The following is a 21,974-nucleotide window of genomic DNA, read 5'->3' on the forward strand; positions in this document are numbered from 1 at the left end:
TGCAGGCCGCGGGCTATTCCGCGGCCTGCACGTCCTTGGCGTCCATGATCCGGTAGGCATAGCCCTGCTCGGCAAGGAACCGTTGGCGCTTGGCGGCGAAATCCTGGTCCAGGGTGTCCCGTGCCACCAGGGAGTAGAAGCGGGCGGCGCGGCCGTCCTTCTTGGGCCGCAGCAGCCGGCCCAGCCGTTGCGCTTCCTCCTGCCGTGACCCGAAGGAGCCGGACACCTGGATGGCCACCGAGGCTTCGGGCAGGTCGATGGAAAAGTTGGCCACCTTGGACACCACCAGGGTCTGCAGTTCCCCGGAACGGAATGCGTCAAAAAGCTTCTGCCGTACCTTGACCGGGGTATCGCCCTTGATGACGGGTGCCTTCAGGCGTGCGCCAAGGTCATCCAGCTGGTCGATGTACTGGCCGATCACCAGCAGCTGCTCCCCGGCGTGCCGTGCCACCAGCTGCTCCACCACCTGGGTCTTGGACTCCGAGCTAGCGCAGAGCCGGTACTTGTCTGCATCATCGGCCATGGCATAGGCAACGCGTTCATCACCTGGGAGGTCCACGCGGACCTCCACGCAGTCCGCGGGCGCGATATAGCCCTGGGACTCGATGTCCTTCCACGGGGCGTCATAGCGCTTGGGCCCGATCAGGCTGAAAACCTCGCCCTCGCGCCCGTCCTCCCGGACCAGGGTGGCGGTGAGCCCAAGCCGGCGGCGGGCCTGCAGGTCGGCGGTCATCCGGAAGATCGGTGCCGGGAGGAGGTGGACTTCGTCATAAATGATCAGGCCCCAGTCGTGGCCGTCCACCAGTTCCAGGTGGGGGTAGATGCCGCCGCGCCTGGTGGTGAGCACCTGGTAGGTGGCGATGGTCACCGGCCTGACCTCCTTGAGGGCGCCGGAGTATTCACCCACCTCATCCTCCGTGAGGGAGGTGCGCCTGATCAGTTCGTCCTTCCACTGCCGGGCAGCCACCGTGTTGGTGACCAGGATCAGCGTGGTGGTGGACCCAGTGGCCATGGCCGCCGCTCCCACCAGGGTCTTGCCGGCACCGCAGGGCAGGACCACCACGCCGCTGCCGCCCGCCCAGAAGTTTTCACTGGCCAGGCGCTGGTATGGCCGCAGTTCCCAGCCGTCCTCGTTGAGGGAAATAAGGTGCGGGGTGCCGTCCACGTAGCCTGCCAGGTCCTCGGCCGGCCAGCCGATCTTCAGCAGCAGCTGTTTGAGCTGGCCGCGCTGGGAGGCGTGCACCACCACCGTCTCGCCATCGATCCTGGGTCCCAGCAGCGGCGCGATCTTCTTGGCCCGGATCACTTCCTCCAGGACGGGGTAGTCGTCCGTCCGCATGACCAGCCCGTGGCGGGGATCTTTTTCCAGCCGCAGCCGGCCGTACCGGGACATGGTTTCCGCGACGTCAATCAACAGGGCGTGCGGCACGGGGAAGCGGGAGTACTTCAGCAGGGCGTCCAGTACCTTTTCGGCGTCCAGCCCGGCGGCCCGTGCGTTCCACAGGCCCAGCGGGGTCAGCCGGTAGCTGTGCATATGCTCGGGTGCCCGCTCCAGCTCGGCGAAAGGCGCGATGGCGTGCCGGGCTTCGGTGGCCAGCTCGTGGTCCACCTCAAGGAGGATGGTTTTGTCGCTTTGGACGATCAGGGGTCCGTCGGTCACGCGGGGAGATCCTTCACTGGCGCAGTTCCTCTGCGGCCTCGATATCGATGATGCGGTGCACGGACAGGACCCGTTCTGTGTCCTTGGCGGGATCGAAGACACGGACCCTGCCCCCGCTCACAGATAGCGGAACAACCACCTCCAGGCTGGCATTCCCCAGGCTGTCCACCACGTTCATGTGGATCCGCTGCTTCAGCCGGATGGCCCTTTGCAGGGCCTCAAGCCCCAGCTGGGTGGCTGCCTCGCTGCCGGCAACGGCGCCGGGGTGGTGTCCGACGCCGGCGCCCGCCTGCCGCAGGACGCCCAGCTGGGCTTCAACCTCCTCCGCCGGGGGCGCCATCCGCGGGGCGGTGTAGACGGGGCGGGAGCTTTCCTGCGGCGTGGAAGGCCGGCGCAGGTGGGCCGCGGGTTCGGCCCCGTCCACGGACGGGGACAGTCCCAGGCTCCGGAGTGCGGCGGCCAGTTCGCGCGGCGGCGCCGATGAGGTCACAACCGTGGGTGACAGGCTGGCCAGGCCCAGCTGGGCGGCTTTCGGTCCTGCCAGCAGCTCGCGCAGGGCTGCTTCGTCGTCGCTTTGGATGAAGCTGGCGGCCTGGCCCACGCGGAGCCGGCCGTGCCGGGACGCTGTGTCTTCCACCAGGTACTCCAGCGGCTGCGGCACGGCGGTGGCTGAGTGTTCGCGAAGAAACGCCAGCAGGGCCGCGGCGTCGTAGCCGTGGTCGAGTGCCCGTTTGATGGACTCCGCGGAGAAGCGGTAGATGGTGGCCGGACCCTGCCCCTCGGCGTCGGCCATGACCAGGAGCTTTTCGGTCAGCGACGGTGCCAGGTAGCCGGGGGCCACAGCGGTCAGGTCCGCCTGCAGCAGCACATGGTTCAGGGCCGCAGGCAGGTGCTCGCCCAGGATGGCAAGGGCGGCATCAGGCTCGTCCTCGGCGACGGCGCTGCCGAGTTGGCTCAGGGCACCCGAACCCACCAGGCCCAGCATCTCCGCTTCGGCCAGGACCCCGCGGATCAGTGAGCTGAACCGCCGGGCCATCCGAGGCTGCGACCACTCCGCACGCTGCAGGACGGCGGCGGCGTCAAGGACGGGAGCGGCGCCGTCGGACGCGGCCGCCTGCTGGGTGAGCTCGTGCAGGATCTCCAGGATCCGTTTGCGGACCACTGGGGCGTCGGGCCGCTGCGCCCCGGCGGACAGTGCGGCGATGGTTGTTCCCGACGCCGACCGGCCGGCCGCCGCGCCCGGCGCCGAATTCACCGGCTGGCCCACCATGGACGGCACGCGCTCGCTGGCCAGCCACGCGTTCACCAGCCACAGCCATTGTTCCTGCCGGGGAAGGACCAGCCATTCCAGCTGCGGCGGCTGCACCCACGATGAGGAGTCGACGTCGAGCCGGATCAGCCCGGCCAGGCCGCACAGTTCCAGCAGCAGACCTACCGCACCCTGGTCAATCCGCAGGTGCTCGGCCAGGCGGCGTATCTCGCGGACGCCCACACCTCCACTGCGCAGCGTGGCCAGCGGGTGTTCCCTGACGGCATACAGCAGTTCCGAGACCAGCCGCAGGGTTTCCGAGATGGAGCTCAGGGCCGCATTCCTGCGCAGCGCCGCCGTGGTCCGGCCCAGCTCGGGGACCGGTGGCGCCAGGGTGAAATCGTTGATGATCGCGCCACCGCGCAGGGCCAGCCCCACGCTGTGGGGCAGTTCTACGTGGGCGGCGTCCAGCGGAACCAGCAGCCCGCGGGCAAGGAGCCAGTCAACGGGCCCGACGTCGGCGCCCTCCGTGGTGACCGACGCTTTCCGCTGCGCCTGGGGGACGGCACCCATGGCCCAGTTCCGGAACCTGGCGAGCAGCGCCGTCGTCCGTTCCGGGGCGCCGGCGAGGATGTCCCGCAGTGCCTCCGGGGAGGAGGTCCAGTGCTGAAGGGCCAGGGCCGCCTCCATGGGCGTGGTGGCTTCCTGGATTGCGAACCCGCTGTGGTGCAGCTCCGAGACCAGCTGCACGGCGCGCTGGGCGAAGGCCGGCTGCAGGCGGACCAGCTCGGTATAGCTGCGGCCCAGGCCGGCCGGATAGATCCCCACCACGTCCTTGAGGGAGCCCACCGGGAGGTAGAACGGCTGGTCGGCGGCCGGGGAAGGGGTGCCGTGCGGGGGAGGGGCAGGGTGCACCAGGGCCAGCTCCTGCAGGGTGCCCAGGATTTGGGTGACGGTAGCCAGGGCGGAGCCGTGGATCAGTTTGTGCACTCCTTCAGCGGAGGCGCTGTGTCCGGTGTCGGTGTTGGTGCACAGATAGAGGGTTTCCAGGACCTGCATGTGCGGCCGGTCGAGCCGCTCCAGGGCGCGCTGGACGCTGACGCGGGAACTGGCGCGTGCCGCCAGTGCGGCAAAGTCCGGCACGGATGGGGATATGAGGTCCGGCCGCGCGGCGAACAGCGCCCGCAACGAATCGTCGCTGCGTGCCTCCAGGTCCTTGCCAAGCGCGCGAATGAGGGACATCAGTCCAACGTTACCGCTGCTGCGCCCTTCCCGCCCGCCGCCGGGCGGCAACACCGTCCAGGACCAGCACGAGCATCAGGATGAAGGCCACCGGCAGGCCGTAAAGCGCGGTGTAGGTGATCCAGGCGGGAGCTACCGAGCCGGCGAAGGCAAGCGCCATGACAGCTGCCACGGCTATCAGGGACAGGACGGCAACAACTGCTGCGAGGACCATCAACGGCCGCCGGTAGCGCGAGGGAGTCATGGACGCAACGCTACCGCGCCCGCAGCGGTGCGGGTAAAAGCCGGGGCCTTGCGCCTGCGGCGGAACAGTGCTGCCCAAAGCATCAATAGGCCATGCGGCAGGATAACCTTGAAGCATACAGACCAACACGGTTTCCGTTTGCCATACCCTGAACCCGCACAACAATGCGGATGCGGTGGCAGCCGGCCGTGTCTCATGACAGCAGAACGAAGAAGGTTGATTACGTGCCTACCGGCAAGGTCAAGTGGTATGACAAGGACAAGGGCTTTGGGTTCCTCGCGGGCGAAGACGGCCAGGAGGTTTTCCTGCCCAAGTCATCGTTGCCCGAGGGCGTCACGGAGCTGAAGGCCGGCACCCGGGTGGAGTTCGGCGTAGCTGACGGGCGCAAGGGCGCCCAGGCACTGGGCCTGCGGGTGCTGGACAAGACGCCGTCCATTGCCAAGGCCAAGCGTCCCAGCGCCAAGGACCTCGCCCCGCTGGTGCAGGACCTGGTGACCGTCCTCGACAACCTGTCCGGGACCCTGTCCAAGGGCAAGTACCCGGACGGCAACAAGGGCAAGGCCATTGCTGCCGCCCTGCGCAAGGTCGCCGACGAGCTGGACGTTTAGGCGCCCATGACTCCCGATTCTGAACAGCTGGGCACCCCAGTGCAGGAGCAGGCCGCCAAGACTCCGGCCAAGCGCAAGGCCGGGGTGCCCGTGTGGCGCACAGGCAAGCCGGACGCTTTCCTGGCCGCGGCGGTGGACACTGCCCGGACCGCGTTGGAGGGCATCACGCCGGCGGCCACCATTGGCCCGCACCTGGCGGCCAAGAGCGAGGGCGACCGGCTGGTCACGCACCTGTTCGAGTCGAGGCTGCCCGGCTACGCAGGGTGGCAGTGGTACGCGGTGCTGACCCGCAACTCGCGCTCCAAGGTGGTTACGGTCAATGAGCTGGGCCTGCTGCCGTCCGAGGATTCGATCCTCGCCCCCGAGTGGGTGCCCTGGGCCGAGCGCGTCCGCCCTGAGGACCAGCAGCAGGAGTCCGAAGCAGACGCCCCTGAAGCGAATGCCCCTGAAACGGACAGCCCTGAAGTTGACGCCCCTGCAGGGTATGGCCAGGAATCAGCGGAAGAGGCCCGGGATTCGACGGACGACGCCGGCACCCAGGCGGGAGCCTGACCGCACCTCCGCCGGGAAACCGGCCACCCCCTGGCCGGGGACAACGAAAAACGGCGCCGTCCGGGGAGAACCCGGGCGGCGCCGTCGTACGTTATGCATACGCGCAGGCCGTGCTTACTTCCGCAGCTCGCCCACCACGTAGTCGATGCTGGACAGCAGGGCCGAGACATCGTCCGGCTCGATGGCCACGAAGGTGGCGATGCGCAGCTGGTTGCGGCCCAGCTTCCGGTAGGGCTCCGTGTCCACGATGCCGTTGGCGCGCAGGACCTTGGCAACAGCTGCCGCATCAACCGATTCGTCGAAGTCGATGGTGGCGATGACGTTGGAGCGTTCCTCCGGGTTGGCCACGAACGGGGTGGCAAAGTCGGAGGCCTCGGCCCAGCTGTAGATGCGCCCTGCGGAGTCAGCGGTGCGCGCGGCGGCAAAGTCCAGGCCGCCGTTGGAGTTCAGCCACTGGACCTGGGCGTCCAGGGTGACCAGCGTGGACAGCGAGGGAGTGTTGTACGTCTGGTTCAAGCGGGAGTTGTCGATGGCGGTCTGGAGGTCCAGGAAATCCGGGATCCACCGGCCGCTGGCCTTGATCCGCGCGGCACGCTCGATGGCGGCGGGGGAGAACAGGCCAAGCCAGAGGCCGCCGTCGGAGGCGAAGTTCTTTTGCGGGGCGAAGTAGTAGACGTCGCTCTGGGCAACGTCCACGTCCAGGCCGCCGGCCGCCGAGGTGGCGTCCACCAGCACCAGCGATCCCTCGTCGGCCCCGGAGACGCGCGTGACCGGCGCCGCCACGCCGGTGGAGGTCTCATTCTGCGGCCAGGCATAGACGTCCACGCCGGCCTCGGCCTGCGCCGCCGGACGGGTGCCGGGCTCGGATTTGATGATCGAGGAGGACTCCAGGAAGGGCGCCTTGTTGGTGGCTGCGGCGAACTTTGACCCGAATTCACCGAAGGAGAGGTGCTGGGCCTTCTTCTCCACCAGGCCAAAGCTTGCGATGTCCCAGAACGCCGTGGAGCCGCCAACGCCGAGGACCACCTCATACCCCTCCGGGGCACGGAAGAACTGGCTCAGCCCGTCGCGGACGGATCCCACCAGGTTCTTGACCGGCGCCTGCCGGTGCGAGGTGCCGAGGATGGTCTTGGACGCTGCTGCCAGGGCATCAATCTGTTCCTGGCGGACCTTTGACGGGCCGGCGCCGAACCGCCCGTCCTTGGGCAGGAGGTCGGCGGGGATCGTGATGCTGGTGTCGCTCACAGGTGCTCCAATTCGGCGGGGACGAAAACTTTGGTCCGGACGGGCGGGTAAGGGGTGGCCGGCAGCGCTCGGTGGCTGCGCGGCAGGCCTGTTCCATTCTGCCTGAAGGGCAGTGGGTGCGGGAGCCGGAGGGGGCAAAGTCCAGACAATGAGACGGTCCTGTCCAGGCGTGGCTGCGCAGGAGCCAGCTATTCGGACAAAGTCAAAATAGGCTAAGCTAGCCCCGGACTACCTCGCGGGAACAGAGCGGTACGGTGGGACAACGCAAGGTACTGCGCTCGAGGAGCTGAGCTGGATGACGGATCTGATCGACACTACGGAGATGTACCTCAGGACCATCCTGGAGCTTGAGGAAGAAAACATCGTTGCCCTTCGGGCCCGTATCGCCGAGCGTCTGCGCCACTCCGGCCCCACGGTGTCCCAGACCATCGGCAGGATGGAACGCGACGGACTCGTCGTCGTTTCCGGAGACAGGCACCTGGAACTCACGGACACGGGCCGCAAGCGGGCCACCGAGGTCATGCGCAAGCACCGGCTGGCCGAACGACTGCTGGCTGACGTCATCGGTTTGGACTGGGCCTACGTGCACGACGAAGCCTGCCGCTGGGAACACGTCATGAGCGAGCGCGTTGAGCGGCGCATCTACGAGATGCTGGACCACCCCACCGAATCGCCCTACGGCAACCCGATCCCCGGCCTCGCCGCCCTGGGCGGACAGCCGGCCACCGGCTTTGCCGACACGGTCATCAGCCTGGTGGAGGCCATGAAGGGCTACGGCCCCGCCTCTGCCGTGACCATCAGCCGGCTGGCCGAACCCATCCAGGTGGAGCCCGAACTGCTGGCGCAGCTGGACGAAGGCGGGATCCGGCCCGGCGCCGCCGTTGCACTGGAACGCGTGGGAGATTACATCTCCGTGCGGGTGTCCGGAATCGAAGGGGCACTGGAGCTGCCGCCCGAGGTTGCCGCTCATGTTTTCGTCGCCGTCACCCAGCCCTGAGCCGCTCCTCATACCCCAGCGAAGCGCTTCCACGCAAAGATAACGGAATTGTTACCTAGGGTCTTAAGGCCCTATAGTGGAACCAATCGTTGATACTTAAGCGTTACCCGATCCGGAGCCGAGCTCTGCCAGCGGATCGGGTGCATGAGTCGTTACTGGCAGAGGCGGGGGAACCACAATTGGCAGCGGGGGACTGCCTTGGGGTGAAGTCCGTCAGCAGCAAGCCTCTCCAGTGAAGGATTCTTCCGGGAATACCCCTGTGCAGAAGCTTGCCCATGGCGGGCCGGGTCTTTGATCTCTCTGACCCGAATCCGACAGCTAACTCCGCAGGCTTTTCCAGAGAGGAACCCTTCTTGACCATGCAGACCTCCCGGGGCCGCCGCCGCGCGGCAGGCCCCCCTTCGGCACCGCGGGTTGTCGAAGATGTCGCAGCGGAGCGCCCCCGCGATCTGCATCGTGACGCGCGCCGCCGCCGGGGTCCGTTCCGGCAGGTGACGGAGTTTGCCGCCGCCAGCGGCATCGGCCAGAAAGCCGGAATCGCCCTGGCCGCCACCGGTCTGGTGCTGACGGTCACGGTGCCCGCCACCAGCCCCGTCATGGCCACCGATGCCGCCGGCAACGCGCCACTGGCAGCTTCCGCCGTCAGTCCGCAGCCCCAGATTTCCGCTGATATCGGCGCCCAGATCGACTTCAGCCGCTCGGCAGTGGTGACCCAGGCCGACCCCGACGGGAAGCTGAAGCAGCTCCTGAGCGCCCAGTCCGCCGGCTCCGTCACCCGGGCAGCCTCGGCCGGCACCCTGGCCGCACCGCTGGCATCCCTCACCACCGCGTCGCCCTTTGGCTACCGGGTGAGCCCCATCACCGGCGGCTCCGGAGACTTCCACCGCGGCCAGGACTTCGTGGCGCAGTGCGGAACGTCCGTCCTGGCGGCCGCAACCGGCACCGTGACCTTCGCAGGCTGGCACCAGTACGGCGGTGGGAACCGGGTGGTCATCGATCACGGCAATGGGCTGGAGACCACCTACAACCACCTGTCGTCGTTCAACGTCAAGGTCGGACAGACCGTCTCCCGCGGCGAGGTCGTGGCGCTCAGCGGCACCACGGGCGCCTCCACCGGCTGCCACCTGCACTTTGAGGTCCAGGTCAACGGCGAAGTGGTCGATCCCATGGGCTGGCTGTAACCGAATGAGTGTGCACTCTCAGATCGCAGTGACCTGCCGTGACCTGAATGTGACATTGAAACAAAACTGCTGTACCGTCTAACTCGCGTCAACTTTTCCGAAGTTGACGCTCTTGAGTGGATTGCCTAACTCTGCCACCGCTCAAGGTCCGTTCGCATTTCATCGTCTGGCAGGGGCGGGGGAACCAATTTTGGCCTTCATTTCCTGAAGGCCTTGGGGTTAAGTCATGAGCTTCCCAGGAAGCAGAGTGGCCGGGTGACTCCCATCCGAATCCGACAGCTCACCTCGCAGGCATTGGGAGAGGCTACCTTCGTGTCTTCACGCCATCATTCTGCGCGCCACCGTGCGCAAACGGTTCGCACCAACCCCCTGGACGCCGTGTCCAAGGCCGTCAGTGCAAATGCCGGGACCGTAGGCCGCCAGGCTGCCGTTGTGGCAGCCGCATCGGGCCTTATCCTGAGCATGGGCCTGCCCGCCACCGCAGCTGACACCACCGCCGGTGTCTCCGCATCCACCGAGTCCGGTTCGGCCCAAACGGCCCTCGCCGTCACCGCCGCCCCCACGGCTACGGTTTCCTTCGAGCGTCCCGCCGTCAAGACCACCGCAGCTCCAAAGGTGGAAGCGGTGCGTCCCCAGTCCACCGCACCGGCCGTGCGCGACGCCGCTGCCACTGCAGGCCAGGACGCTGCCCCTGCCGCCAAGGCTGCCGAGACTGTCTCCGCCGCAACCTCCGGTATTGCAGCAATCGCCTACACCGGCATTGGCCACTCCTACGTCTGGGGCGGCACCAGCCCCGTCACCGGCTGGGACTGCTCCGGGTTCGTCCAGTGGGTCTACGCCCAGGCCGGCATCAGCATCCCCCGCACCAACGCGTGGAACATCATGACCCCCACCTCCACCCCGCAGCCGGGCGACCTTGTGGTCCAGAACGGTGGCGCGCACGTGGGCATCTACGTCGGCAACGGCATGATGGTCAGCGCACTCAACCCTTCCCAGGGCACGCTGCTCCACTCGCCTGCAGCCACCGGTACCTCGTCGTACTACCACCTCAACAAGTAGTTCTTGGGCTTCACGCTCCAAGGGCTATTTCTTTGCCCAAAGCTTTTTCGCTAGAAACCACATCCCCGTTCGGGATGCGCCGGCGTACCCCCAAGATGCCGGCGCATCCAGCTTCCCTTTGCCTGCCTACACGCGGTTCGAAGGAAAAACGAAAGAGAGAACTGATGACGACTCGTGCTACCGCACGGCACCGCGCCGAGGTCACCAAAACCAACTCGATCGCTGTCATTGCCAAAGCTGTCAGCGACAATGCCGGTGGCATGGGCCGCCAGGCTGCTGTCATCGCTGCTGCTTCCGGCCTGGTCCTGACCAGCGGCATTGCAGCCAACGCCGCCGACACCAACGTCAAGCGCGATTCCGCTCCCGCATCCCAGATGGAAGTTGAATCCGTCGTCGACGCCCCGATCTCCGCGGCTTCCACCATTGCCATCAGCTACGAGAAGCCTGCCGTTACCACCACGCCGGCTCCCGTCGCCGAGCCTGAGCCCGAGGTTCAGGTACAGGAAGCTGCACCTGCCGCCCAGCCGGCTGCTCCCAAGGTCACCGCCAAGGTTGCGACGGCTGCCGCTCCGGCCGCCCCTGCAGCCCAGGCTTCGGCCAGCGGCAAGGGTGCTGCCATCCTGTCCGCAGCCTACGCACAGCTCGGTGTCATGCAGGACTGCACCATGCTGGTGACCAACTCCCTGGCCGCCGTGGGCATCCACTTCCACGACTGGCCGGCCGGTTACCTGTCCCTGGGCCGCACCGTTAGTGCAGCCGAAGCGCAGCCGGGCGACCTTATCTACTACGCCAACGGCGGCTCGGGCATGGCCCACATCGCTGTGTACGCCGGCAACGGCATGGCCGTCCACGGTGGCTACAACGGAAACCAGACCGTGGTCTTCAGCGCGAACGTGGGTTCCGGCCCCGTCTTCATCCGCGTCAACTAATCATTCCAGTGGCTGCCTGATCCAGCGCCGGCCGCGAATTGGGCAAGGGACCCCCGCCACCAGGCGGGGGTCCCTTGCGTCTTAATGGGCTTCTCCAGTGGAGCCCTTGCCTTGCCCGTCTTCGCGCCCGGTTGGGCTCCTGGGCGGCGATTACCTGATTCTGCAATTCTTTGTTTACTCTTGTGATGTCGATCCATAGCCCGGACATGCCGAGGGCAGCCGGCCCTCGTGCCCCTGACGGGTGCGGCCGTGAAGAGGTAAGTGCATGCGCACTCTCGTTCTGAATGCTGGATATGAACCGCTGGCGGTTATCACTTTCCGCCGGGCGCTGGTGCTTGTGCTCACGGGCAAGGCAAGCGTGGTGGCCGAAGGGGATGACCCGGTGGTAGGGCCCACTGACGTCCTGGGCCGCCCGTCCGTGATCCTCCTCAACCGCTACATCCGGCCCCGGTACAACCACTCGACGGCAGTCAGCCGCAGGGGTGTGCTCCGGCGCGACGGACATAAATGTGCCTACTGCGGCAAGGCGGCGCACACAATCGACCACGTTCACCCGAAGTCCCGGGGCGGTGCCGATACATGGGAGAACCTTGTGGCCGCCTGCCTGCGGTGCAACAACGTCAAGGGCGACCACACTCCCGCGGAAATGGGCTGGACCCTTCGGTTCGTGCCCGAGCCGCCGCACGGAACGATCTGGCAGATCAAGGAACTGGAGAAGCCGACGCCGGCGTGGGATCCGTTCCTGCTCCCGGAGCGCGCCGCCTGACGCCCTCGCGCTGCCCGGCAGCGCCGCCTGACGCCTCGCGCTGCCCGGCAGCGCCGCTGATCGCTAGGCTGGGGGAGTGCAAGAGAGCATGTTGGTTTTCGATGCCCTGATCCTGGCCGGGGGACGGTCGTCCCGGCTGGGCGGGGTACCCAAGCAGTCCTTGGTCTTCCAGGGCCAGACCCTCCTCGAGCGTGCCGTGGCCGCGGCAGCCGGCGCCCGCCGCACCGTGGTGGTCGGTGATGCGGGATCCCTGCCGGGGGAGTCCGGGGCTGCGGGTCTTCCGGCCCCGTCCACCCGGCCGTCCACCCTGCTGATGTGCCGCGAGGAGCCGCGGTTCGCCGGGCCTGCTGCCGCAATAGCCGCAGGCCTGGCCGCGCTGGCCAAGGGAGGCGAAGGGGCGCCCTACTGCCTGGTGCTGGCGTGCGACATGCCGCTGGCCTTCCAGGCGGTGGCTGTGCTGAAGGATGCCCTGGCGCGCTCCGATGTGGCGGACGGTGGGGGCGGCGTGATGGCTTGTTCCGGGGATGGCAGGGCCCAGCCCCTGACAGGTTTTTACAGCACGGCTGGGTTAACAAAAGCCTGCGCGGACCTGGCAGCCCGCAACGCCCTGGTCAACGGATCCGTGAGGGCGCTCCTTGCTAGTCTGGACGTGCAGCTTGTCACGGTCCCCGCCGGGTCCACATCCGATGTGGATACCTGGGACGATGCTGCCGCGCTGGGGATTTCCGCCGGGAACCAGCGCGCGGGCCAGGACCAGTTCATGGGCGGAACTAACGTGGGAGGCAAGTCGTGAAAAGCCAGGACGAGACGCTGGAAGAGTGGTGCAGGGCGCTTCTCCAGGCCTACCAGCTTGAAGATGTCCAGGTGGATGTCAACGCCGTGCTGGCGCTGGCCGGCGTCGCTGCCCATGCGGTTGTCAGGCCGGCCGCGCCGCTGACCACCTTCATCGCAGGCTTCGCCGCGGGACTGGCGGCTGCTCCCGGCAGGGAAATGGACGCAGCATCGATGGACGAGGCGCTGGCCGTTGCCCGTTCCCTGGCCGAAGACTACGACGCTGAAGCCGCCGGGACTCCCGGCGAATGACGGCAGAACCCCACAGCGATCCGGAGGCGCCACCGGGCAGAGATGCAGAGGCGCACAAAACTGAACAGCCGCATGATGCCCACCATCATGCGGCCCACACCTGGCAAGAAGCCCGGCAAGCTGCGTTCGATGCAGCAACCCCCATACCCCCCGGGCCGGTGGCGCTCCGGATAGCCCTGGGCCGCCGGCTTGACCGGGACATCGTGGCCCTTCAGGACATGCCCCACTACGCGTCCTCAGCCATGGACGGCTGGGCGGTCAACGGCAGCGGCCCGTGGATCCCCGTGGAGCCCGGAACGCGGCTGGCACCCCACCAGGCCAGTCCCATCGCCACGGGAGGCCTCATCCCGCCCGGCGCCAAGGCAGTTCTTCGCACCGAAAATGCTGTCCTCGGCACGGACGATGAAGGGCTCCCCATCCTGATGACCGGCGGCAAGGCGCGCCCGGGTGAGCCCCGCGCCGGAGAGCACATCCGCAAGGCCGGGGAGGAAGCATTGGAAGGGGACACCCTGGTCAAGGCAGGGGTGGAGCTCAACCCGGCACACCTGGCGCTGGCCGCCCTGGCCGGTTACGACGAAGTCCAGGTCCAGGGGAAGCCGGTGGTCCGCCTGGTGCTTACGGGGTCAGAGGTGGTGGAACAGGGCACGCCGGCCCCGGGCCAGGTGCGCGACACGTTCGGCCCCCAGTTGCCCGACGTCGTTGCCATGCTGGGCGGCATCACCGGCGGACAGCAGCGGATCGGCGATTCCTACGACGAATGGCTGGCGGCGCTTGAGGACGTGCTGCCGGAGGTGCCCGGCGCGCCGGACCTGCCCGCCGACGTCGTTATCACCACCGGGGGTACCGGGCGCTCCGGAACGGACCACCTGCGGCGGGCTGTGGCGGAGCTCGGCGGACGGCTCATCATCGACGGCGTGGCAATGCGTCCGGGACACCCCGCGGTTCTCGCCGAACTTCCGGACGGCCGCTTCGTCCTGGGGCTTCCTGGCAACCCGCTGGCGGCCATGATGGCCCTCTCCACCGTGGGTGCTCCGCTGCTGGCCGCGTTGGGGCACCGCCCCATGCCGCCCGTGGAGGAAGTGCCCTGCGGGACGATGGTTGAGCCGGACCCCGGACGCACCAGGCTGATGCCGTTCCGGCTGCTGTACGGCATGGCGTCTCCGGCGCAGCATACGGGACCGGGCATGATGCGCGGGCTGGCCGCTGCCGATGGGGTCCTGGTGGTGCCGCCGCACGGAGTGCAGTTGGGCGAACTGGTGCCGGCCTTCGCGCTGCCCTGGGGGCCGCCCATTCCGCGCCGCGGTGACGGGGAGGCCAAAGCCAAACCGCGGAGCACTGCCCGGACCGGCCAGCCCAAGGCCAAGCCGGCACCCAGTGGACCCGTGGACTGGAGCGCCCTCCTGGGCTAATGGGCTAAGCCGGTCCTTGGCTGAGCGGTTCAGGGCTGGTCCCGTGGGCCGGGGCAGGCTCTGTTGGTGCCATGATGGAGTAATGAACAGGCAGGGTGGAACATGGGACGAGTAACCCAGCGCCGCAAGGTGCACAAATATCTCCTGGATGGTTCTCCGGGTGCCCTGGAGTACCCGGTCCGCCACCGCGAGGATGTCCTCGCCGTGGAAGAACCGCTGGAAATCCGGCTGGGCGGGCTGTCCTATTCGGTCACCATGCGCACGCCCGGCGACGATTTTGACCTGGTGGCCGGATTCCTGGTGTCCGAAGGTGTTATCTGGACCCCTGAACAGCTGGTGTCGCTGCGGTTCTGCGCCGGCGAGGACGAAAACGGCGTCCAGACATTCAACGTGGTGGAGGCCCAGTTGCGGCCGGACGTTCCACTCCCCGACACCGGCCGCAGGGTCTATACGTCCAGCTCCTGCGGCATTTGCGGGACGGACTCCATCGAAGCCGTGCAGAAGTCCTCGCACCACAGCCCGCAGGCGGACCCGCTGACGGTGGACGCCAAGGTCCTGGCCTCCCTGCCGGACCTGCTGCGGGAGTCCCAGCGCGTCTTTGATGACACCGGTGGCGTTCACGCGGCGGGCCTGTTCAGGATCGACGACGACGGCGCGCCACGGCTCCTGTGCCTGCGCGAAGACGTGGGGCGGCACAATGCGGTGGACAAAGTGGTGGGCTGGGCGCTGCGCGAAGGGCTCCTGCCGTTGACCGGGACGGTCCTCCAAGTGTCCGGCCGGGCATCCTTCGAGCTGGTGCAGAAAGCCTCGCTCGCCGGAATTCCCGTCCTGGCCGCCGTCAGTGCCCCGTCCAGCCTCGCCGTGGAACTGGCAGAAGCGAACGGTTTGACCGTGGCGGGATTCAGCCGCGGCACCAGTTTCAACATCTATGCCGGGGACTCCCGGATCCTGAGGCCCGAACCCGCCGTCCCAAGGACGTAGCGGCGCCAACGCCCGGGCCGGCCCGCTGCCTGGGCGCAGGGGGTTGGTTGCAGTGCTGTCAGCGGGTAGATTTGTCCATCGAATGGACTCGATGATCCAGTCTCCAGCTTAAAGAGGACCTATATTGCATGACGACCGCAGGATCACGGAAGTCCGCCTGGCCAGGTTTGTGCGGGAGCGCATTGTCCCTGCCGTTTACAGCAGGACAGTCCCGCTTGCCCTGAGCAGTTGGGAAGTGCCCGGTGAGCCGGTCCCCGCGCTCGAGGCGATGAGGCAGGAGTTCCAGCCGCAGGAGCACGGTGCCCCCTGGGGTAGGCCGTGGGGTACTACCTGGCTGCGGCTGCAGGGGGAAGTGCCCGAATCCTGGGGCGGCGGCCCGGACACCACGGTGGAGGTGGTGGTGGACCTGGGGTTCACCACCGAGGCCCCGGGGTTCCAGTGCGAGGGCATCGCCTGGCGCTCCGATGGCAGCATCATCAAGGCAATATCACCCCGCAACCAGTACATCCCGCTCAAGCTGCTGGGCAGCGGCATGGCCGTGGACTTCTACGTTGAGGCGGCCGCGAACCCGGACATGGCCCAGGGCTGGACGTTTGCCGCCACCCCGTTGGGGGACAGGGCGACCGCTGGGGAAGCCCCGCAGTACCGGCTGGGAAACATCGCCATCGCCGAACTGAACCAGACCGTGTGGGAACTCCAGCAGGACATCTGGACCCTTGCCGGCCTCATGGAGCAGCTTCCGCTGGAGCTCCCGCGCCGCCACGAGATCCTCCGGGCGCTCGAACACATGATGGACGTGATGGACCCTGACGATGTTGCCGGGACCGCGGCGGCAGGGCGGCGGGCGCTTACCGACGTCCTGACCAGGCCCGCCTATGCCTCCGCGCACCAACTGGTTGCCACCGGGCATGCGCACATCGACTCCGCCTGGCTCTGGCCGGTCCGGGAAACCATCCGCAAATGCGCCCGGACGTTCTCCAACGTGGTGGCCCTGATGGACGAGGACCCCGGCTTTGTCTTCTCCTGCTCCTCCGCGCAGCAGCTGGCCTGGATCAAGGAGCTGTACCCGGACCTGTTCGGCCGGATCAGGGAAAAAGTCCGCGCCGGGCAGTTCGTCCCGGTCGGCGGCATGTGGGTCGAATCGGACACCAACATGCCCGGCGGCGAAGCCATGGCCCGGCAGTTCGTGGAGGGCAAGGGTTTCTTCCTGGACGAATTCGGCATTGAATGCAGGGAGGCGTGGCTCCCGGACTCGTTCGGCTACAGCGCGGCCCTGCCCCAGATCGTGAAGGCTGCGGGCAGCCGCTGGTTCCTCACGCAGAAGATCTCCTGGAACCAGACCAACAGGATGCCCCACCACACGTTCAACTGGGAGGGGATCGACGGCACCCGGCTCTTCACCCACTTCCCCCCGGTGGACACCTACAACTCCGACCTCAGCGGCAGGGACCTGGCCCACGCCGAGCGCAACTACCGGGACCACGGCCGCGGCACCGTGTCGCTGGTGCCGTTCGGGTATGGCGACGGCGGCGGCGGCCCCACCCGCGAAATGCTTGCCGCCGCTGCACGCACGGCGGACCTGGAAGGATCGCCAAAGGTCAGGATCGGCTCCGCGGAAAGTTTCTTCCGGCAGGCCGAGGAAGACTATCCAGCCTTGCCGGTCTGGGTGGGCGAGATGTACCTGGAGCTGCACCGCGGCACCTACACGAGCCAGGCGCGCACCAAGAAGGGCAACCGGCGCAGCGAGCACCTGCTGCGTGAAGCCGAATTGTGGTGTGCCACGGCTGCCGTCCGCGCCGCCGGTGCCTACGAGTATCCCGGCGCCGAGCTCAAGCGCCTGTGGCAGCTGGTCCTGCTGCAGCAGTTCCATGACATTCTTCCCGGCAGCTCCATTGCCTGGGTGCACCAGGATGCCGAGCGGAACTACCAGGCCATCGAAGCCGCCCTCGAGTCGCTGATCGGCCGTGCTGCCGCCGCCATGCTGGGCCCGGGCGACCGCCGGTTCCTGCTGAACGCCGCACCGCATGCCCGGGATGGAGTTCCCGCGCTGGCGGCGGCTGAAGCGGCGGTGGACCGGGAGCCGGTGCAGGCCACACCGCATGAAGGTGGCTACATCCTGGACAACGGGATCATCCGCGCCGTGGTGGATGCCGACGGACTGCTCTCCTCCCTGTGCGACCACGCCAGCGGCCGTGAGGCAATCGCTCCGGGCCAGCACGGCAATCTGCTGCAGCTTCACCGGGATACCCCCAATGAGTGGGATGCCTGGGATATCGACGAGTTCTACCGGCGCAACGTTACGCAGCTGGTCCACGCAGAATCGGTCCGGCTTGCCACCGAAGGCGGCAGCGCCGTCGTTGTGGTGGAACGGGTGGCCGGCGCCTCCCCGCTGACCCAGCGCATCACGCTTGCCCCCGGCAGCCCGTCACTGGAGATCACCACGTCAGTGGACTGGCAGGAGCGCGAAAAGCTGCTGAAGCTCGGCTTTGCCCTCGACGTCCGGGCTGACAGGTCGGCTGCCGAAACGCAGTTCGGCCACGTTTTCCGGCCCACCCACACCAACACCTCGTGGGAGGCCGCGAAGTTCGAAATCTGCGCCCACCGCTGGATCCACGTGGGTGAACCCGGCTACGGCGTGGCCGTGTCCAACTCCTCCACCTACGGCCATGACGTGGGCAGGAACATCAGGGAATCCGACGGCGGAACCACCACCACGGTGCGCCTGTCCCTGCTGCGGGCGCCCAAGTTCCCCGACCCGGACGCAGACCGAGGGCGGCACGAGTTGACCGTGACCATCCGCCCGGGTGCTGACATTGCCGATGCCGTCGAGGAAGGGTACCGGACAAACCTGGCGCCCCGGCTGGTCAGCGGAGGCGCCGGCGTTGAGCCGCTGTTCTCCGTCAGCAATCCTGCCCTGGTCATCGAAGCGGTGAAACTGGCGCAGGACGGATCCGGGGACGTGGTGGTCCGGCTGTATGAGTCGCTGGGGCAGCGCTCCCAAGGAAACATTACGGCGAACTTCCCGGTGCGGGACGTTGTGCCTACGGACCTCCTGGAGCGCACCACCGAAGCTGCTGGAGTCCAGCCCACCGGCGCGGGTGCCGTACTCAGGCTCCGGCCGTTCCAGCTGGTGACCCTGAGGTTTGCCCGGGCGTAGATGCGCGGCGTGCAGGCCGCGGGCTGCCGAAAAGGGCCTTAAATAGGCTGAGTGGGGGCGGTCCCCAACGATCCGCCACCACTCATCCCCCCAATGTGTGCAAAGGCCCCCGGGACTCCCGCGTTTTGGAATTTATCCCCGTTCGAAAACGCTTGGCAGCCCCGCCTTCACACATTCATGATTGTGTCACACACTAATGATTTTGTGAAAGCCCGCGAAGGTTACGTTTCGGTAGATGTCCTGCGGCTGCGGACCGTACGCGCGTTGACCACCTTGGCCGCCCAGATCAGCGCCAGTCCAACGACGAAGCACAGCACCGCGGTGTAGTTGATGATGAACTCAATTTGGCCGAGGGCCGGCGGGATCAGGGGGAACGACAAGCTCAGCCCCGTCGCCACGGCGCCAAGGCCCAGCAGGGCGGCGGCAGCCCGGACTAAACCGGGCAGGCGACTCGACACGGCGCGGACCATGGCTGGAAGCAGGGCCAACGCAACATAGGCGGGGTACGCCCTGCCCGCAGCCCCGTAATATTCGAGCAGCGCGGAGTTCCATGGATCGGTGCCCACCACGCCCGTAAGACCTGCGGAGGAACCACTGGTGTCCATCAGGAAGAACAGTGTCACAGCGACCGCGGATATGACTGCGAGGACTGCCATTCCTGTCCGCCCGGTGATGAACCGGTAGGCGTCCTTTGCATCAAACCCCTTGGAGATGCGGATGCCCATGAAGAAGATGGCACCGAAGATCACGAACCGGAGCAGCAGATTGGCCAGGTTGAAACCCCCCAGCGCCTGGTCGATCACCAGGTACGGGCCCTGGATGCTCAACAGGATGGCCAGGGTCATCATGGCAAAGATGCCGAAGAGGGAGCGGTTCTCACCGCGGAGGGTGCTGGGAATGCGTGCCGCCGCAACGAATGCGCAGACGGCCAGCGTGGTCCATTGAAGGGTCTCGATCATCCCAGGTTCTCCCAAATCTTCTCTGTCTGCGCCTGGTCCTGCTCCTGCCGGCGCAATACTTTGCCCAGTGCCTGGAGTCTGTCTCCTGCAAGCGCGGTTAGTTCTCCGTCAGAAAGGCTGTCCAGCGCCGCCTGCCGGGCTCCCGGGGGCCAGCCGGCCTCCTCCTCCGTGATGAGGCCGGTGGCCACCAACCCGCCGGCTGGTCCCACCCCTGCAGCCAACGCCGTGGCCATGGCAAGCTCGGGTGACAAGCGGTTGGCGGTCAGCTGGGCGGAATAATTCTGTGGGGCCACGCCGGTGGCGGCCGAAACACGGTGCCGCACCTCGCCGTCGTCAATGGCGTCAACCCAGTTCTTCACGGAGGTGGCGTGCGGGGCAGCGCTGAGGGCGGGAGCGGCCGCCCCCCGCGCGGCGTCCATGGCCGGACGGGCCAGGAGGGCCCGGAGGAGGTCTGCGCTGGAGATCTGGCTCACCAGCTCGTTCCTGGTGGGCGGGCGGGGCGGACCGGCGAGGGCGCTGTAGGCATCGAACCCGGCCAGCGCTGCCACCGGGTTGATTTTGTAGGCGCGGCTGATGCTGACCACCGTACTCACCGAGACCTTGCCACGGACCAGTTGCTGGGCCAACGTGGTCCGTTTGATCCCCGAGACCCGGCAGACGTCGGCAGTGCTGGCATCGGGTGCGATGCCCTGCAGCCAGCGCTGGAACGCCTTGGCGGAAAGGGTCATGGGGTGCTCTCTGCAGAACGGGTGGTGACGACGATTTTACCGTGCCCGCCTGCCCTGCCGGCTCGTGCCCGCCATGCCGCGGATTTTGCCCCAGGGCCACTTTCCTCTATAGTTGTTGGTCGAGCCCGCTGGTCCGTACACCCCCCAAGTCCGGACCAGCGGGTTCTTCTATGTCCTGCAGCCCCAGCGGCGCCGCGGCCGCAATTGTGCCGCCTCTGCCGGCCGTCGACGGCTGTCCGGGCAGCGGCGAAAGGACGAATCGATGACTGCAACCCTTGTTGCCAAGGACGTCTCCGGTGGCCATGGGCACCGCACGCTTTTTTCCGGGCTCTCGCTGACAGTGGCGCCCGGGGACGTGGTGGGCGTCGTGGGTGCCAACGGGGCGGGGAAATCCACGCTGCTGCGCCTCCTTGCCGGCGTCGACCAGCCCCATGAGGGCTCCGTCAGCCTTGCCCCGGCCGATGCCTTCGTCGGCTGGCTGCCCCAGGAACACGAACGTGTTCCAGGTGAAACGGTGGCAGCCTACATCGCCCGCCGGACCGGCTGCGCAGAAGCCACCCTTGAGATGGAATCCAGCGCGGAGGGCCTTGGTTCGGGTGCTCCCGGCGCAGATGATGCGTATGCCCGGGCCTTTGACCGCTGGATGGCCTCCGGCGCGGCAGACCTGGATGACCGCATCCCTGCCGTGCTTGCGGAGCTGGGGCTGGACGCCGGCCCGGACGCGCTGATGACCGGGCTTTCCGGCGGCCAGGCGGCACGGGTGGCACTGGCTGCCCTGCTGCTGAGCCGCTTCGATGTGGTGCTGCTGGACGAGCCCACCAACGACCTCGACCTCGCCGGCCTGGCCACCCTCGAAAGCTTCGTGACAGGGTTGCGCGGCGGGGTGGTCCTGGTCAGCCATGACCGTGAATTCCTTGCCCGCTGCGTGACCCGGGTGGTGGAGCTGGACCTGGCACAGAACAGCGTTGCCGTGTACGACGGCGGCTACGACGCCTTCCTCGAGGAACGCGCAGTGGCCCGCCGGCACGCCCGCGAAAAGTACGACGAGTTCGCCGCCACCAAGGCAGACCTGGTGTCCCGGGCACGGACCCAGCGTGAGTGGAGTTCGCAGGGCGTCCGGAACGCCATGAAGAAGAACCCGGACAACGACAAGATCCGGCGCGCCGCCAGCACCGAGTCCTCCGAGAAGCAGGCCCAGAAGGTCCGGCAGATGGAATCCCGCATCGCCCGGCTGGACGTGGTGGAGGAGCCCCGGAAGGAATGGCAGCTGCAGTTCAGCATCGGCCAGGCACCGCGCTCCAGCGCCGTCGTCGCCACGTTGCGCAACGCCGTGGCACGCCAGGGCAGCTTCACGCTGGGACCGGTGAACCTCCAGCTCAACGGTGGTGAGCGGATCGGGATCACGGGCCCCAACGGTGCCGGAAAGTCCACCCTGCTGCGCCTGCTGCTGGGAACCCAGGCACCGGACGACGGCGACGCCTCCATGGGTGCCACCGTCGCCGTCGGCGAAATCGACCAGGCCCGGGGACTGCTGGACGGTGCCCAGCCACTGGGCGACGCCGTCGAAGCCGTGCTGGCCGACTGGAACAGCGCGGACGTCCGTACCCTCCTGGCCAAGTTCGGCCTCAAGGCGGACCACACGTCGCGGACCGTGGATTCCCTGTCGCCGGGGGAGCGGACACGGGCAGCCCTGGCCCTGCTCCAGGCGCGCGGCGTGAACCTGCTGGTGCTTGACGAACCCACCAACCACCTCGACCTGCCGGCCATCGAGCAGCTGGAAGAGGCCCTTGAAAGCTACGACGGAGCGCTACTGCTGGTCACCCACGACCGCCGGCTGCTCGAAAACGTCCGACTCGACTACCGGTGGCACCTGGAAAACGGCACGGTCCAGGAGCTCCACCACACTGCAAGCCAGGAGAAATAAC

At 67.4% G+C, this 21,974-nt stretch carries 19 protein-coding genes and 2 riboswitches; of the genes, 13 read left to right on the top strand and 6 right to left on the bottom strand.

Features of this window, described 5'->3' with window-relative positions; translation table 11 throughout:
* Positions 1–13: 13 nt before the first annotated feature.
* The 3 genes from MRBLMD1_RS21310 to MRBLMD1_RS21320 are packed head-to-tail and all read right to left on the bottom strand — an operon-like array spanning position 14 to position 4,395.
* On the bottom strand, positions 14–1,660 hold the full coding sequence (locus tag MRBLMD1_RS21310; protein ID WP_364403508.1) for a DNA repair helicase XPB: 1,647 nt from the start codon (positions 1,658–1,660) through the stop codon (positions 14–16).
* Between the two features lie 13 nt (positions 1,661–1,673).
* Positions 1,674–4,151, bottom strand: a complete 2,478-nt coding sequence (locus MRBLMD1_RS21315; protein ID WP_364403511.1) for a helicase-associated domain-containing protein — start codon at positions 4,149–4,151, stop codon at positions 1,674–1,676.
* 10 nt (positions 4,152–4,161) lie between these two features.
* Complete coding sequence (locus MRBLMD1_RS21320) at positions 4,162–4,395, bottom strand: hypothetical protein (RefSeq protein WP_364403514.1); 234 nt, start codon at positions 4,393–4,395, stop codon at positions 4,162–4,164.
* A 224-nt stretch (positions 4,396–4,619) separates the two neighbouring features.
* On the opposite strand from MRBLMD1_RS21320, the gene MRBLMD1_RS21325 reads away from it, so the two are divergent.
* The gene (locus MRBLMD1_RS21325) at positions 4,620–5,003 is read left to right on the top strand and encodes a cold-shock protein (protein WP_018762148.1); all 384 of its coding nucleotides are present in this window, start codon (positions 4,620–4,622) and stop codon (positions 5,001–5,003) included.
* A 6-nt stretch (positions 5,004–5,009) separates the two neighbouring features.
* Positions 5,010–5,555 carry a DUF3027 domain-containing protein gene (locus tag MRBLMD1_RS21330; RefSeq protein WP_224025058.1) on the top strand — a complete coding sequence of 182 codons (546 nt, stop codon included), beginning with the start codon at positions 5,010–5,012 and terminating at the stop codon, positions 5,553–5,555.
* Between the two features lie 114 nt (positions 5,556–5,669).
* Here MRBLMD1_RS21330 and serC read toward each other — a convergent pair whose 3' ends face one another.
* Positions 5,670–6,800 (bottom strand): phosphoserine transaminase, encoded by a 1,131-nt coding sequence (gene serC, locus MRBLMD1_RS21335; protein ID WP_275181862.1) that lies wholly within the window; start codon positions 6,798–6,800, stop codon positions 5,670–5,672.
* 295 nt (positions 6,801–7,095) lie between these two features.
* Between serC and MRBLMD1_RS21340 the strand changes: the two genes are divergently transcribed.
* The 10 genes from MRBLMD1_RS21340 to MRBLMD1_RS21385 all read left to right on the top strand — a co-directional run bounded on the left by MRBLMD1_RS21340 (position 7,096) and on the right by MRBLMD1_RS21385 (position 18,362).
* Positions 7,096–7,797: a metal-dependent transcriptional regulator gene (locus tag MRBLMD1_RS21340; protein ID WP_364403518.1), complete on the top strand. Its 702-nt coding sequence runs from the start codon at positions 7,096–7,098 to the stop codon at positions 7,795–7,797.
* Between the two features lie 137 nt (positions 7,798–7,934).
* Positions 7,935–8,146, top strand: a riboswitch (cyclic di-AMP (ydaO/yuaA leader).
* 10 nt (positions 8,147–8,156) lie between these two features.
* Positions 8,157–8,978 (top strand): M23 family metallopeptidase, encoded by an 822-nt coding sequence (locus MRBLMD1_RS21345; protein WP_224027277.1) that lies wholly within the window; start codon positions 8,157–8,159, stop codon positions 8,976–8,978.
* Positions 8,979–9,106: 128 nt separating this feature from the next.
* Positions 9,107–9,286, top strand: a riboswitch (cyclic di-AMP (ydaO/yuaA leader).
* Positions 9,287–9,356: 70 nt separating this feature from the next.
* The gene (locus MRBLMD1_RS21350) at positions 9,357–10,037 is read left to right on the top strand and encodes a C40 family peptidase (protein ID WP_159635756.1); all 681 of its coding nucleotides are present in this window, start codon (positions 9,357–9,359) and stop codon (positions 10,035–10,037) included.
* A gap of 164 nt (positions 10,038–10,201) precedes the next feature.
* A complete protein-coding gene (locus MRBLMD1_RS21355) occupies positions 10,202–10,966 on the top strand; it encodes an NlpC/P60 family protein (RefSeq protein WP_159632850.1) in 765 nt (254 codons plus the stop codon).
* Positions 10,967–11,231: 265 nt separating this feature from the next.
* Complete coding sequence (locus MRBLMD1_RS21360) at positions 11,232–11,732, top strand: HNH endonuclease (protein WP_364403521.1); 501 nt, start codon at positions 11,232–11,234, stop codon at positions 11,730–11,732.
* Positions 11,733–11,808: 76 nt separating this feature from the next.
* Positions 11,809–12,525 (top strand): molybdenum cofactor guanylyltransferase, encoded by a 717-nt coding sequence (gene mobA, locus MRBLMD1_RS21365; protein ID WP_364403524.1) that lies wholly within the window; start codon positions 11,809–11,811, stop codon positions 12,523–12,525.
* Complete coding sequence (locus tag MRBLMD1_RS21370; protein ID WP_364403527.1) at positions 12,522–12,815, top strand: DUF6457 domain-containing protein; 294 nt, start codon at positions 12,522–12,524, stop codon at positions 12,813–12,815. The genes mobA and MRBLMD1_RS21370 overlap by 4 nt, the downstream gene beginning before the upstream one ends.
* Positions 12,812–14,224 (top strand): molybdopterin molybdotransferase MoeA, encoded by a 1,413-nt coding sequence (locus MRBLMD1_RS21375; RefSeq protein ID WP_364403529.1) that lies wholly within the window; start codon positions 12,812–12,814, stop codon positions 14,222–14,224. Before MRBLMD1_RS21370 ends, MRBLMD1_RS21375 begins: the two co-directional genes overlap by 4 nt.
* A 102-nt stretch (positions 14,225–14,326) precedes the next feature.
* Positions 14,327–15,205 carry a formate dehydrogenase accessory sulfurtransferase FdhD gene (fdhD, locus tag MRBLMD1_RS21380; protein ID WP_159632848.1) on the top strand — a complete coding sequence of 293 codons (879 nt, stop codon included), beginning with the start codon at positions 14,327–14,329 and terminating at the stop codon, positions 15,203–15,205.
* A gap of 124 nt (positions 15,206–15,329) precedes the next feature.
* Positions 15,330–18,362, top strand: coding sequence for an alpha-mannosidase (locus MRBLMD1_RS21385; RefSeq protein WP_364403533.1), 3,033 nt, complete (start codon positions 15,330–15,332; stop codon positions 18,360–18,362).
* Between the two features lie 221 nt (positions 18,363–18,583).
* Here the strand turns inward: MRBLMD1_RS21385 and MRBLMD1_RS21390 are convergent, their stop codons facing one another.
* Both MRBLMD1_RS21390 and MRBLMD1_RS21395 read right to left on the bottom strand, forming a co-directional pair.
* Positions 18,584–19,321, bottom strand: a complete 738-nt coding sequence (locus MRBLMD1_RS21390; RefSeq protein WP_224025074.1) for a hypothetical protein — start codon at positions 19,319–19,321, stop codon at positions 18,584–18,586.
* Positions 19,318–20,049: a hypothetical protein gene (locus MRBLMD1_RS21395; RefSeq protein WP_159632845.1), complete on the bottom strand. Its 732-nt coding sequence runs from the start codon at positions 20,047–20,049 to the stop codon at positions 19,318–19,320. Before MRBLMD1_RS21395 ends, MRBLMD1_RS21390 begins: the two co-directional genes overlap by 4 nt.
* A gap of 262 nt (positions 20,050–20,311) precedes the next feature.
* Between MRBLMD1_RS21395 and MRBLMD1_RS21400 the strand changes: the two genes are divergently transcribed.
* Entirely contained in the window at positions 20,312–21,973 is a 1,662-nt protein-coding gene (locus MRBLMD1_RS21400; RefSeq protein WP_275181857.1) for an ABC-F family ATP-binding cassette domain-containing protein, read from the top strand.
* The last annotated feature ends 1 nt before the right edge of the window (position 21,974 follow it).

The organism is Pseudarthrobacter sp. LMD1-1-1.1, assembly GCF_040676255.1.
Classification (GTDB): domain Bacteria; phylum Actinomycetota; class Actinomycetes; order Actinomycetales; family Micrococcaceae; genus Arthrobacter.